Source organism: Synechococcus sp. EJ6-Ellesmere, from assembly GCF_024345875.1.
Lineage (GTDB): Bacteria > Cyanobacteriota > Cyanobacteriia > PCC-6307 > Cyanobiaceae > Regnicoccus_A > Regnicoccus_A antarcticus.
Map to the genome: position 1 here is coordinate 1 of NZ_JAGQBY010000109.1, position 10,773 is coordinate 10,773.

The following is a 10,773-nucleotide window of genomic DNA, read 5'->3' on the forward strand; positions in this document are numbered from 1 at the left end:
CTGGCTCACCTGGATCGGGTGCACCGCGTGGGCGGCTTCGATCTCCTGGAGCGTCTCGCGACAACTGATCGGCTCCATGGCGACCCTGGCCTTGAACTGGGGGCTGTGGGTACGTCGTTTACTCATTAGAGGGAGCCCCTTTCAGGGACGGTGCCCCATCTCAGATGATAACGATGGGAGCTGTCCAGAAAAGCTAGTCCACCTCAGACTTGGAGAATTTCAGCAAGCCTTAGTTTGGTCGATCCATTGGGATTTATCGATGCTCACATCATCGCCTGAAATGGGCGCCTAGAGTCGCTAACTGAACTGGCTAACTGAGATGTCGGCACTCCCGCCTGCACCCACAATCACTGGCATGAACCCAAACATTCGCGTCTTTTTTGAAGCCGCCTTCTGGCTCAACCTGATATTCACGTTCGAGAAGCCCCCGTTGATGCCTTTCGTTGGGCACGTGGCTGTCGGCTTAGCGCTCACCTGGTACTGGGCATGGTGCCGTGGAAGGGAGGCTGCGGCCCTGGACAGAGATGAACGTGAGGCTTACGCTGAGAGCTTCTCCAAACCACTCGTCTGGCTCTACATACCGATGTTCTTTGTGATGAACTCAGGCTCCGTCTACATCAAATCGGACACGGCGCGCTTCGTTGTGGTGCTTTTGCTCGTTCGCCTTTATCTATTCTTGGACCGCCAGTCTATTGACTGACGTCGGTTGTTCAACTCGGGCAAGACGTTGCGCCAGTTCATCGGCGATCGACTTGAACTGGGTGGGAGTTCTTCCTCACGCAGTGAGGAAATCCCCGCTGAGCCAGGAGGCTGTTGCGCATAGATCAGCGCGCACCTTCTCCACAGACCCCCGGGTTCAGGAAAGATGTCACCCCTTTGATCCTTCCATCCGGGGGCCTGAGGAGATGACCTCGGACATCGCTGGAGGCCCTCGCGGATGAAAGCGAAACACCAGCCATGGCAGCAGAAGCGCAGGGGCATCACCTGCTTAGAGCGCATACGGGCATTTGGGCTGCAGAGTCGCAGCTGGGCGCGTTGACTCGCCAGATCCGTTACTGCCGAATTACTGTTGACTCAGCAGGAATATTCCCTTGGCTCTGTTGCCCCGGCCGGCCGATCGCAGGCTTCAGCGGCAGCGGCGCCAGCAGCTGCTTGAGGCGTCCCGCAGCCGTTACCAGTCGCTTGGCTATCGGGAAAAGGGCGCCCTGGTGGATGAACTGGTAGAGCTGAGCGGCTATCACCGAAAGTCCGTGCTGCGGTTGTTGCGCCAGCAGCCGGCGGACCAGGGGGGTCCACCGGCCCGTGCTGGCGCTGATCACGATTCAGCGGTGGCTGTTGGCCGTAGCCGGCGCTATGGCCCCGAGGTGGTGCAGTTGCTGGAGACGCTCTGGGAGGCGAGTGACCATCTCTGCGGCAAGCGTCTGGCGGCGGTGTTGCCCACGCTGGTGCCAGCGCTGGAACGCCATGGCCACCTGGAGATTGACCCGGCCCTCAGGCAGAAGCTGCTGCAGGTGAGCCCGGCCACGATCGATCGGCTGCTGACCTCGGCGCGTGCTGCCCTGGGCGGCCAGCACCGCCGCCGCCGTTCCCGCATCGTCACCGGAGTGCGGAGGCGCACCACGGTGCGCACGTTCAATGGCTGGAAGGACGTCGAGCCCGGCTGGTTCGAGATGGACCTGGTGGCCCACTGCGGTGGGCGCATGGAGGGTCCGTTCCTGTGGACGCTGGTGCTCACTGATGTAGCCAGCGGCTGGAGCGAATGTGTGCCGCTGCCCAGCCGCGACGGGCTGATGGTGCGCTCAGCGCTGCAGGAGCTGCAGAAGCTGATACCGATGCCTCTGCGCGGCATCGACGTGGACAACGACACCGCATTCATGAACGAGGAGCTCGAGCGCTGGTGCGCCGAGGCCACCAGGCCGGTGGAGCTGACCCGCTCACGGGCCTACAAATCCAATGACCAGGCCTGGGTCGAGCAGAAGAACGGCATGCTTGTGCGCCGCGTGGTGGGTCATCGGCGGCTGGAGGGGCCCCAGCAGCTTGAGCGGCTCTGCCAGCTCTACGGGGCCCTGCGCCTGTTCACCAACATCTACCAACCCTCGGCCAAACGGATCCCATTTGACGAGGCCGACTGTCGTGAAGGCAGGCGTCCCCGCAGGCGCCACGACCAACCACTCACGCCGGCTGATCGATTGCTGGGTTGGAGCGGGCTGGGGCGCAAAGGCCGCCGGCAGATTGAGGCGTTGCAGCAGCACTGTGATCCAGTGGCCCTGCTGGAGACGATTCGCAGCAACCAGACCGCCCTGATCAGCGGAGAGCGGGAACCGGCCAGCGTGACGGAGCCCTCAGACAGCAGCCAAGAGCTGGATGCCTTCCTGAGCAGCCTGCGGCTGCTGTGGCAACAGAGCGAACCCGGCAAGCGTGGCGGCTGGCATGTGTCCACCCGCACCTACCGCACGCGGGTGGACCCGACGCTGGGCTGCTGGCCCCTGGTCTTGCAGTGGCTCATGGCTGATCCCTTGCTCACAGGCCAGCAGGCAATGCAGCGACTGGAGCGAGAACAACCTGGTCTATATGGCGGGAGCCTCCGCACCCTGCAGCGGCGGATGGCTGGGTGGCGGGTCGCCCATGCCGGACAGGTGGTGGGCAAGCAGATGGGGGCGATCCGGGACCAGGAGAACAGCCAGCTCAACAGAAAAAAGAGGAAACAACCGGTGAGGCGTCAATTAAATGGGTAACATTTGACATGAGTCAACGCGCCCGCCTACGTAGTTGACACCGGGCAGCCCGCAAAGCCGCCGGGAAGGCAAGGGCGGCGGAACGCAGTGGAGCCGCTCGCGCAGCCCTTGCCCCGGCGGAGACTGCGGCAACCCGGCACGGCCCCTGTCAGCGGACCTTGCGTTGAATCGCCTGCAGGGCCCGGACCTCCTGATCGGCGAGCTTCGAGGCCTGCTTGAGCCGCTGGGGTTGCTGACGGATTTCTTCGGCGCGGCGGAGGGTCCGCAGATCCTCTTCTGCCTGCCACCTGGCCTGCTCAGCACGCAGCTTCCTGTCCATGGCGCCATTGCTGGGCACGGCCAGATCGGAGCTGCTGGCCTTTGCCTTTGCCTTGGTCTTGGTCTTGGATGCCGATCTGGCCTTGTTGCTGGCCTTGCGGATCGCCACGGCGTCTCCTTGTCGAGTCCTCTTGCCACGGTGCAGCGATGGGCCGCCGGGTGGCGGCCCTGCTGGCCTCAGCCCCCTGGGCCCTCAGGCCAGTTCCTGGCGGAGCCACGCCAGGCCGGCCTTCTCCCGCCGCTGCACACTCATGGTGCTCATGCCGAGATCCTGGCCGATGGCCCGCAGGGACCGGCCTTCCAGCAGGTGGAGGCGAATGATGGCTGCTTCTGCGGCGGGCAGGTGATCGAGGAGCTTTTCCAGCGCGCTTTGATCCACAACGGCCTCTTCTGGCTCCGGAGCGGGGATGGAATCGAGCCAGGGAGTGCCGCAGGGGCTGAGCAGATCGAGGCTGCTGTGAGAGAAGGGGCAGGTGCCCTTCTCGTGCTCGCGGCGAGAGACACGCACCAGGCGGCCGTGATCGCGGAGGTGATGACGGAGGGCACCTTCGATCCGCACCTTGAGGAAGGGAACGGGTGGGAGACCGGGCTTGAGGCAACGGGCAGCACGGACCAGCTCAAGGCGAGCCACCTGCTTGGCATCATCCCGATCGATCAGATCAGGAAAGCGGCGCTGAAAGCGGCATGCGAGGACATCAGCGAGGGAGAGGAACTGGTGGATGACGGCATCGCTGGGGGATGAGGTGCGGGCCATGGCCTGCTGGCGAAGGACGCGCGACCCCAGGCCCCGACGCAGGAGGAGGCCAAGCTGAGCAAGGACGAGACGAGGGACAGCCCGCCCCGACCCGCCGATGAGCGTTCCACTGGGTCCGACCCGCTGAGTGGCCTGCTGCGGCGCCGATCCCTGGCTGAGGGTTGATGCAGCTGTTGGTGGCTGGCGCTTACGGGCGCTGGTTGACCTGTCTGTCGATCTCGATCGTCTGCCCCTCGGTGCGGATCGTTGCCCCCCAGCCTGTGGGCGCTGATCGATGGCAACAGGAGGTAGGCACTGCTGACGCCCCACTGATGGGTTCGACACCTTCCGGCACCACCGGCCCGATCCTTGCGCTGGTCGGCGCCGAAATCCTGGCGCTGATGACCTACGTGGGGGTGTGTGAGCTGCGAGCGGTGGATCAGACCTTCTGCGAGAACCGCTGGGCGCTGGCCCTGCCTGCCATTGCCCTGGTCGGCCAGTCGGCTGCGACGTACTTCATGGACAACGGCCGCAGCGGCAGTGCTGGTGGCTCTGTCCCTTCCGCTTCCATCTCGCCGCCACAGGCACCGCAGGCGAGGGTTCGCACGGCGAGGTCGCCGAGGCCTGCTCCTGATCCGTCGCCTACCCCAGGGCGGCGCACCCCAGCGAAGAAAGCCACAGGAACAACCCGTACCAGCAAGCGGGGTGAAGGCTGATGCGCTGGCTGCTTGATCTGCTGATCGCCTTTCTGGTGCTGGGTCTGATCGAGGCCCTGGTGAAGCCGCTCGCCAAGCGGTTCGTGCAACGGCGCATCCTGCGGGCGGCTCCTGCGCTGTTCGCCCAGCTCGATCCGTTCATGCCCGCGATGCTGCAGCAGTTCAACGGCGCTCAGCTGGAGCAGGTGGTGCGCACCAAGCTGGAGGCACTGACCGGCGAGAGCTGGGCAGGGGAGGACCTGAGCCTGTTCTTTCGCCTGTTTGATCCGCGCATCACTGCTGATCGGGCGTTGCCCGCCGCTGCAGCCGGCAACAGCGCTGAACCTGCTGCTTGAGCCGATCTACCGACGCGTGTGCTCCAGGGCCGCGCCACCCAGCAGTGCCACCAGCAGCTTGAGCGTGGAATCGAAGCTGGCCGACACCTGATCGAGAGCACGGGGGCAGACCTCAGCAAGCCGACGCCGATTGGCGACGGCCACCTGTCCGCAGACCACGGTGGCGGTGCTGTAGAGCGTGAGCTGGACCAGGATCACGACAGCCAGCAGCTTGAAGATGAAGCGCTCGCGATCGAACCGCGGCTGCTGGGGCCGCTTTTTCGGGGTCGGCGGCCGGCCCGCTCTGGCGTCAAGCCCCTTCCCTGCGGCTGTTGTGCTGGCTGGTGGCTTCTGCCGTCCAGCAGAAGGCCTCGGTGGTACGGACACGACACCTCACTCGGCGGCATGGTTTCACGGTTCCTGGAAGACACCGACATAGACGGTGCCCTGCCTGTAGAGGGGCAGCACCTTGTCGCGCAGGTCGATGTTGCGGAGCCGGACGCAGCCGTGCGTCGGCAGCAGGTGTTGCTTTGCGGCCCAGGCACCGGGCCAGCCGCAGCCTGATCCGCCGCCGTGGAGCATGACCCCGGCGCGGCCGACTTTGGCCTCCTGGTTCTCCAGCTCGACCATGTCGAAACTGAACCAGCCGAACGACAGGGCGGTACTGGTGCAGGGCGGGTTGGGATTCTGCTCGTAGTCGGGGTAGTGCTCACCGAGCTTGTAGAGGCCGGGCGGCGTGTCGGTGCTCTTGCGCCTCCACTCGTTCTCGGCCCCAAGGCCACGGGCGAGACAGGGAACGTTCCAGAGCAGCTTGCCGCTGTGGTCGTAGGCCTCCATGTCCTCGTCGCGGTCATTCACGAGCAGGTAGGAATCGCCGGGTTTCACCGGTGCCTTCTGCTTGGGGCCGATGAGCCCGGCTTCCTCGGAGCCCCGTGGATCGAGGCCACCGCTTGGGGCGGGCGGAGCAGTTGATATAGGTGGCGCGGGCGCTGCGGGTGGCTGCTCGCTGAACTGCAGCGCCCATGGGGCGTCCTCGCGCAGGATCAGCCCCTTGCCATCCAGGGACTTGATCGCGTCGTAGAGCTGCTCGACGCCACAGACCTGCTGCTTCTGGCCTTTGAACGCCTCCCAGCGGTCCTGGAAGCGATCGGGGCTCATCTGCTTGGCCATGGCAGCAGGACGCAGGGCGCCATCGGGGTGGATGCTTCCCTTTGCCAGGCCCGGCGGAGCCAGAAAAAAAGCGGGGCCAGTGCCCCGCAAGAAACGCCCGGTTCAGAAGGGCAGCTCCTCGGGCCGGATCCAGACCGGACAGCTGGCGGGAGTGGCCAATTGCCGCTCGAAGAGCAGATCAGCCACCAGCCCTGCGACACGGCGGCAGGGTGCTGATTCGCCCTCAGCGATCCAGAGCAGATCCTCGAGGGCCTCGGAGCTGCAAGCGGAGAAGCGGGCGCGTGTGGAGCGGTGCGTGGTGGCCATCGGAGGCGCAGCGCAGGACACGGAAGCAGGCGGGGGGTGGGTCAAGGGGACGGCGCAGCCGGACTCGCGCAGCCCTTGAGGCGCCCCCCGACCATGCAGTGGCCTGTGCGTAGCCGTCAGTGCAGGTAGTTCTGCATGAAGCTGGGTGCTACGGCTGGGCCGTGGGGGGAGGTTGATTCAGGGGCCGTGCGATGTCTGGAAAGGCGTTCAGCACGGCGCGATCAGCGGTGATGAGCGGTGCTGTGGCCTCGAGTGCGGCCGCGACGAATTCGCAGTCGTAGGCACTGCAGGTGCTGCGCTGCACCAGTTCGAACACCCGCTCTGACGTCACCGGGATCTCCATGGCGCCAAGCAGCTCCTCGGCCTGGTCCTGCAAGGCGATCACCTGCTCCAACGGCAGGGTGCCGCGGCGCAGGTAACCGGTGAGCACGTTGCGAAGCTCGCTGCGCCACAGCCGCGGTGCTGCCCAATCAGGATCCGCCTCGAACCAGGCTTCTGCGGCGCCTGTGAGCGGACCAGGCAGCAGTAGGTAGGCCACCACATTGGTGTCGACCACGATCATGGCCGGCCCTGAAGCTTGAACGTCTCGATGTCCTCCGGCGCGAATGTGGCCCCCATTGGCAAAGTGGAGCGCAGGTCGCGCAGCTGGGCCAACCGCTCGGCCGCTGGCGTGCGCCCAGGCGCCGATACCGCTTCCAGGCAGACGATCGCCTCGTTGTTCAAGCTGCGGCGGTGCTGCTGCGCGGAGGCCTTGAGTCGCGCATAGAGAGCTTCTGGAATGTTCTTGAGGGTGAGGGAGGTGGGCATAGGGCCATACCAACCGAGTGCAACCATTTTGCAACCGAAATGGTTGCGGTGCTGGCGGAGCAGAACAATGGGGCCGCCCTGAGCGGCCCCGCTTGCCTCAGGCCGCCAGGCCCATGGCCACCCTCAATTCACGGCGCTCCCTGGCCACCTTGCGGTGAAACTCGAGCTTGCCGGCCTCATCAGCCGCTCGATAGGCCTCCAGCTGGTGATGGCTGAGGGTGACCGTGAAGCTGTGATCGGCGGGTGCAGAGGACTGCGTGAGCCCTCCCATGAACCGCCAGAGCACGATCAGAGCCCGATCGGCCTCACCTTCTGTGAGAGCACGCCAGCCACCGGTGTGCTGATCGGGCATGACACCGATGGCCTTGCCGTGGATGACGGTGCCGCCCAGATGGGGCCAGCGGAAGCTCTCCAGCTCCTGGCGCTCAGCCCACTCCCCGCCATGGGCGAGCCAGATCGGGCCGATGCGCCAGGCGGTGATGGCATCGAGCGGGCACTGGCAGAACCAGGCCAGCAGCGCCGCCGGCATGGCCTCATGGTGAATGAGGCGGGACTTGATGGAGCCATAGGCGTGATCACTGCAGGGCAGCGTGGTGCGCTGGATCATCAGGATGTGCGGTGCCATGGGGCGCCAGCGAAGGACGCCTGAGTGACCGCAGCGAGGGCAAGGGCCGGCCACCACGGCACGGGCGGCTAAGCCCCGTCAGGGGCGATCCGCCCAGCGCAATACCGGGGCGGCATGTCTTGACCCTTGCCCCGCTGCGGACCATGAAGAAGGCCGAGCCGTATCCATCGGCCTCTGCGAGCTCACCGCCGTCAGCCGTCAGCCGTCAGCCGTCAGCCGTCAGTTGGCCAGTTCGCCCTGCCAATGGCCATGGGCAGATCAGTCGGCGTGCGGCTCGCATGAACCTGATCTCTTCGGTGTGGCCGATTCGCCTTGCGCCTGGGGCGTAGCCCGCCTGGCCTCAAGGATGCGCCCTCTCCCCGTTCACAAATGCAGCCAGGAGCGGAGAGAGGCAGAAGATCCACAGCACCGCGAACTTTGCGCATGTGCCGAGGGTCTTGCTCGCGGCGACGGCGATGCTCGCGTAGGCATCCGGTCTGGTCGGGGGATCACCAGCGTGTGATCGGGAACAGCACAGGCCCCGGCGGCAACACCTCGAAACGGGCTTCGATCACGTCACCGCCACCCCCGAAGCCAACGCGGCGGGCGGCAGCGAGGGACGGCACCGGGCGGGCTGATCCATCAACGGCGACAACCCGCCACCAGACCGGAGCACCGGGCCGGGGCTGCTGGCGTTCCAGGCGAAAACCCGGACGGGGTGAATGTCCATCCCCCAATCGGGTGATCGTGCTGGGGCTCATCCCCAGCAACTGAGCCAGTTCCGCTCCGCTCAGCCATGCCCCCAGGGCGGCGGCCTCCTGCAGCAACCGGGCTACTCGCAGCGGATCAGCGGGTTGGGGTGGGGGCGCAATGCGGGCCAGGGCAGCCGCCAGCGCCTCCATCGGAGGAACGTCCGGGATGATCCGGGACAGTCCTGCCCTGTCCGGTTCTGTCCTGGATGATCCGGGACTGTCCTTGATCATCCGCTCGACGTCCCGCAGGGTCACGCCGTCCCGCAACTGCTGGGCTAGCGGCTCGATCCGCTCCAGGTGCTCGGCGGTCAGGAATGAAACCGGCTTGCGGCTTCCTGGTACGCGGCGTGGCTCGGGTTCGATCGCCAGCAGCTTCACCAGCGCGTAGGCGGTGGAGCGGCTGATCCCAGCGGCCTCGATCCAGTCGGAGAGACGCTGGCCATCGAGGAGGGCATCGGGCACTGAGGGGTCGGCGCTGAGCATGGCTGCTGATCGTCCCGGATGATCCGGGACTGTCCGGGATAGTTCGCCAGATCGTGCCAGACCGTCCGGGACTGTGCAAGTCAATCCCGGATGATCCGGGACACTCACCCGAATGGGGGATGCTCGATCACCCTGATGAGTGATGCCAGCTCTTCCTCAGCGGGACTTGCGAAAGTCCCAGGGGCGCTGCTCATTTGTCCCCGAGCGCCACACACCCCGCCGCCACATCTCTGCCTCTCGCTCGGCGCTCAGGTAGGCCCCCTGGTCGCAGCCGGCAAGGTATTGCCGGTAGACGTAGGCGGCACCACTCTTCACCAGCTCCAGGTTCACGTTCCGGCCGCTGCAGACCACCTCGGCCACGTTGCGTCCGTAGCGGTCCACTGTCTGGGGCCTGATGACCACGACACCCCCAGCCAGCAGCTGGCGCAGAGCAGCCGTGGCACGGGTTTCGCTCTCTCCCTGGGCTGTTCCCGGTGCCGCCCTCCTGGCGGGACCTCTATGCCAGTGATCAGAAGTTGTTGCGTCAGAGCTGGCCGCCAGCTGAGCTGCCAGAGCGCCTGGGCGTGACACCGAATCGGTGGGAGGAGATCAGCGCCGCCTGTCGCGTACGGGTCGTGGCGTTGCCGCTGGAAACCTGAAGGAGCTGTATTGGCGGATCAGCCAATACAGGGCCGGTATTGGCCGTCGGCGGTTGCCAGCAAATACCCCCATGCAGGCCTGGTCACTCAAGGCCCCAGCAACGTCAAGCCTCCCCCGCAGCTCCACTGCTGGTCTCCCCGCACCGCCGCAGCACGGCATGGATCACCGCCGGAGCAATCCTGAAGTCACTGGCATGCAGCTGGGCAAACACCGCCCGCGCCGAGGGGATCAAGTTGCTCTGGCGGGCCATGCCAATGACCGCTGCTGTGCCGGCAATCGAGAGGCCAAGTTCCTGAGCGATGGCTCGGCCTGATCGCTCGTCGATCAGCAGCAGCGCCGGTTCCGCTTCTGCAAGGGCAAGGCGAATGCTGGCCGCTTCTCCTTCATCGAGATCCGGCAGATCAGGAGCTGACGGGATGGTGTTGACGATGCGCAACCAGCCCGCCTCCAGCGCTGTGGTGATGCGTGCTTCTTCCGCAGGGAAGCCTCCGGTGAGCACCTCATCGGCCACGACCTCCGGGATGAGCACCTCTTTGAACAGCTCCTTGAGCCAGCCGATCCCGTTCACACGGGCCAGGCTGATCAGCGGGCTGGCGTCGCTGATGACGACTGCAGCCATTGCTCCAGGGTGTCGAGGTCGGCGTTGGTTTCTGCTTCCGTCAGGCGGATCACCGGGATGCCCAGCCGTGAGAGGTGGGAGATGAAGGCCGAGGTGTCCATCTGCGCGACACGGGCGGCACGGGCCAGGGACAGCTCACCATCGCGGAACAGGGCGGTGGCCAGCGCGGGCCGCACACCCGGTGCCTGCAGGAGACCATCCTGATCCAGCCCCATCAACACCGCATCGGGATGATCCCGGTTGAGCACGACGACCACGCCCTGCTTGGACTGGCGCAGGGCCTCGGCTGGGTTGTTCTTCAGGCCGCTGACGCTGACGGCATGCATGGCCCTCGCTCCAGGGATGATCAGATGGGAACATCCTAGGGGCCCTTGAGAAGGTAAGAAGACCTCTCGGCACAGCTTTGCAGGAAGGCCTACCTGCGAGATGGGCTTCTATCCCCCTCATCAATGACACTCCTATGGACTGTCAAGCCCTGGGTGCCCCTCGTCTGATGGGTCAGGAGAAGCCGGATCTGGCTAGCTCGGCCACGATGGCCGTGAACCAGCGCTGGCCACGCCGTGGAACACGTCACCAC

At 65.6% G+C, this 10,773-nt stretch carries 17 protein-coding genes; 5 read left to right on the plus strand and 12 right to left on the minus strand.

All coding sequences use genetic code 11. The features are described from left to right. Positions 1–319: 319 nt before the first annotated feature. On the plus strand, positions 320–700 hold the full coding sequence (locus KBY78_RS12085) for a hypothetical protein (RefSeq protein WP_255143796.1): 381 nt from the start codon (positions 320–322) through the stop codon (positions 698–700). A gap of 391 nt (positions 701–1,091) precedes the next feature. After that, positions 1,092–2,735, plus strand: a complete 1,644-nt coding sequence (locus tag KBY78_RS12090) for a transposase (protein WP_255143797.1) — start codon at positions 1,092–1,094, stop codon at positions 2,733–2,735. Between the two features lie 148 nt (positions 2,736–2,883). On the opposite strand, the gene KBY78_RS12095 is transcribed toward KBY78_RS12090, so the two are convergent. Next, positions 2,884–3,162: a hypothetical protein gene (locus KBY78_RS12095; protein WP_255143798.1), complete on the minus strand. Its 279-nt coding sequence runs from the start codon at positions 3,160–3,162 to the stop codon at positions 2,884–2,886. Positions 3,163–3,246: 84 nt separating this feature from the next. After that, positions 3,247–3,807: a sigma-70 family RNA polymerase sigma factor gene (locus KBY78_RS12100; RefSeq protein ID WP_255143799.1), complete on the minus strand. Its 561-nt coding sequence runs from the start codon at positions 3,805–3,807 to the stop codon at positions 3,247–3,249. A gap of 311 nt (positions 3,808–4,118) precedes the next feature. Between KBY78_RS12100 and KBY78_RS12105 the strand changes: the two genes are divergently transcribed. Both KBY78_RS12105 and KBY78_RS12110 read left to right on the plus strand, forming a co-directional pair. Next, positions 4,119–4,502, plus strand: coding sequence for a hypothetical protein (locus tag KBY78_RS12105; RefSeq protein WP_255143800.1), 384 nt, complete (start codon positions 4,119–4,121; stop codon positions 4,500–4,502). Further along, positions 4,502–4,837 carry a hypothetical protein gene (locus tag KBY78_RS12110; RefSeq protein ID WP_255143801.1) on the plus strand — a complete coding sequence of 112 codons (336 nt, stop codon included), beginning with the start codon at positions 4,502–4,504 and terminating at the stop codon, positions 4,835–4,837. The genes KBY78_RS12105 and KBY78_RS12110 overlap by 1 nt, the downstream gene beginning before the upstream one ends. Before the next feature lie 6 nt (positions 4,838–4,843). On the opposite strand, the gene KBY78_RS12115 is transcribed toward KBY78_RS12110, so the two are convergent. The 8 genes from KBY78_RS12115 to KBY78_RS12150 all read right to left on the minus strand — a co-directional run bounded on the left by KBY78_RS12115 (position 4,844) and on the right by KBY78_RS12150 (position 9,490). Next, a complete protein-coding gene (locus KBY78_RS12115) occupies positions 4,844–5,203 on the minus strand; it encodes a hypothetical protein (RefSeq protein WP_255143802.1) in 360 nt (119 codons plus the stop codon). A 24-nt stretch (positions 5,204–5,227) separates the two neighbouring features. Beyond that, on the minus strand, positions 5,228–5,986 hold the full coding sequence (locus KBY78_RS12120) for a L,D-transpeptidase (RefSeq protein WP_255143803.1): 759 nt from the start codon (positions 5,984–5,986) through the stop codon (positions 5,228–5,230). 102 nt (positions 5,987–6,088) lie between these two features. After that, positions 6,089–6,292, minus strand: coding sequence for a hypothetical protein (locus KBY78_RS12125; RefSeq protein ID WP_255105932.1), 204 nt, complete (start codon positions 6,290–6,292; stop codon positions 6,089–6,091). Positions 6,293–6,440: 148 nt separating this feature from the next. After that, positions 6,441–6,854, minus strand: a complete 414-nt coding sequence (locus KBY78_RS12130) for a type II toxin-antitoxin system VapC family toxin (RefSeq protein WP_255143804.1) — start codon at positions 6,852–6,854, stop codon at positions 6,441–6,443. Then, positions 6,851–7,099 carry a FitA-like ribbon-helix-helix domain-containing protein gene (locus tag KBY78_RS12135; protein ID WP_255143805.1) on the minus strand — a complete coding sequence of 83 codons (249 nt, stop codon included), beginning with the start codon at positions 7,097–7,099 and terminating at the stop codon, positions 6,851–6,853. Before KBY78_RS12135 ends, KBY78_RS12130 begins: the two co-directional genes overlap by 4 nt. 97 nt (positions 7,100–7,196) lie before the next feature. Continuing rightward, positions 7,197–7,724, minus strand: a complete 528-nt coding sequence (locus KBY78_RS12140; protein WP_255143806.1) for a hypothetical protein — start codon at positions 7,722–7,724, stop codon at positions 7,197–7,199. Positions 7,725–8,212: 488 nt separating this feature from the next. Then, entirely contained in the window at positions 8,213–8,938 is a 726-nt protein-coding gene (locus KBY78_RS12145; RefSeq protein WP_255143807.1) for a hypothetical protein, read from the minus strand. 156 nt (positions 8,939–9,094) lie between these two features. Further along, positions 9,095–9,490: a thermonuclease family protein gene (locus KBY78_RS12150; protein ID WP_255143810.1), complete on the minus strand. Its 396-nt coding sequence runs from the start codon at positions 9,488–9,490 to the stop codon at positions 9,095–9,097. Here KBY78_RS12150 and KBY78_RS12155 point away from each other — a divergent pair. Continuing rightward, on the plus strand, positions 9,412–9,576 hold the full coding sequence (locus KBY78_RS12155) for a hypothetical protein (protein WP_255143811.1): 165 nt from the start codon (positions 9,412–9,414) through the stop codon (positions 9,574–9,576). The genes KBY78_RS12150 and KBY78_RS12155 overlap by 79 nt on opposite strands. 104 nt (positions 9,577–9,680) lie before the next feature. Here the strand turns inward: KBY78_RS12155 and KBY78_RS12160 are convergent, their stop codons facing one another. Together KBY78_RS12160 and KBY78_RS12165 are read right to left on the minus strand one after the other, a co-directional pair. Further along, on the minus strand, positions 9,681–10,196 hold the full coding sequence (locus tag KBY78_RS12160; protein WP_255143808.1) for a DUF3368 domain-containing protein: 516 nt from the start codon (positions 10,194–10,196) through the stop codon (positions 9,681–9,683). Then, positions 10,160–10,522 (minus strand): UPF0175 family protein, encoded by a 363-nt coding sequence (locus KBY78_RS12165; RefSeq protein WP_255143809.1) that lies wholly within the window; start codon positions 10,520–10,522, stop codon positions 10,160–10,162. Before KBY78_RS12165 ends, KBY78_RS12160 begins: the two co-directional genes overlap by 37 nt. Between the last annotated feature and the right edge of the window lie 251 nt (positions 10,523–10,773).

Excerpts from the sequence above, each read along its gene's own strand:
- KBY78_RS12085 (WP_255143796.1), top strand. The coding sequence starts at position 320 with ATGTCGGCACTCCCGCCTGCACCCACAATCACTGGCATGAACCCAAAC.
- KBY78_RS12100 (WP_255143799.1), bottom strand. The coding sequence starts at position 3,807 with ATGGCCCGCACCTCATCCCCCAGCGATGCCGTCATCCACCAGTTCCTC.
- KBY78_RS12105 (WP_255143800.1), top strand. The coding sequence starts at position 4,119 with ATGGGTTCGACACCTTCCGGCACCACCGGCCCGATCCTTGCGCTGGTC.
- KBY78_RS12110 (WP_255143801.1), top strand. The coding sequence starts at position 4,502 with ATGCGCTGGCTGCTTGATCTGCTGATCGCCTTTCTGGTGCTGGGTCTG.
- KBY78_RS12120 (WP_255143803.1), bottom strand. The coding sequence starts at position 5,986 with ATGGCCAAGCAGATGAGCCCCGATCGCTTCCAGGACCGCTGGGAGGCG.
- KBY78_RS12125 (WP_255105932.1), bottom strand. The coding sequence starts at position 6,292 with ATGGCCACCACGCACCGCTCCACACGCGCCCGCTTCTCCGCTTGCAGC.
- KBY78_RS12130 (WP_255143804.1), bottom strand. The coding sequence starts at position 6,854 with ATGATCGTGGTCGACACCAATGTGGTGGCCTACCTACTGCTGCCTGGT.
- KBY78_RS12135 (WP_255143805.1), bottom strand. The coding sequence starts at position 7,099 with ATGCCCACCTCCCTCACCCTCAAGAACATTCCAGAAGCTCTCTATGCG.
- KBY78_RS12140 (WP_255143806.1), bottom strand. The coding sequence starts at position 7,724 with ATGGCACCGCACATCCTGATGATCCAGCGCACCACGCTGCCCTGCAGT.
- KBY78_RS12145 (WP_255143807.1), bottom strand. The coding sequence starts at position 8,938 with ATGCTCAGCGCCGACCCCTCAGTGCCCGATGCCCTCCTCGATGGCCAG.
- KBY78_RS12160 (WP_255143808.1), bottom strand. The coding sequence starts at position 10,196 with ATGGCTGCAGTCGTCATCAGCGACGCCAGCCCGCTGATCAGCCTGGCC.
- KBY78_RS12165 (WP_255143809.1), bottom strand. The coding sequence starts at position 10,522 with ATGCATGCCGTCAGCGTCAGCGGCCTGAAGAACAACCCAGCCGAGGCC.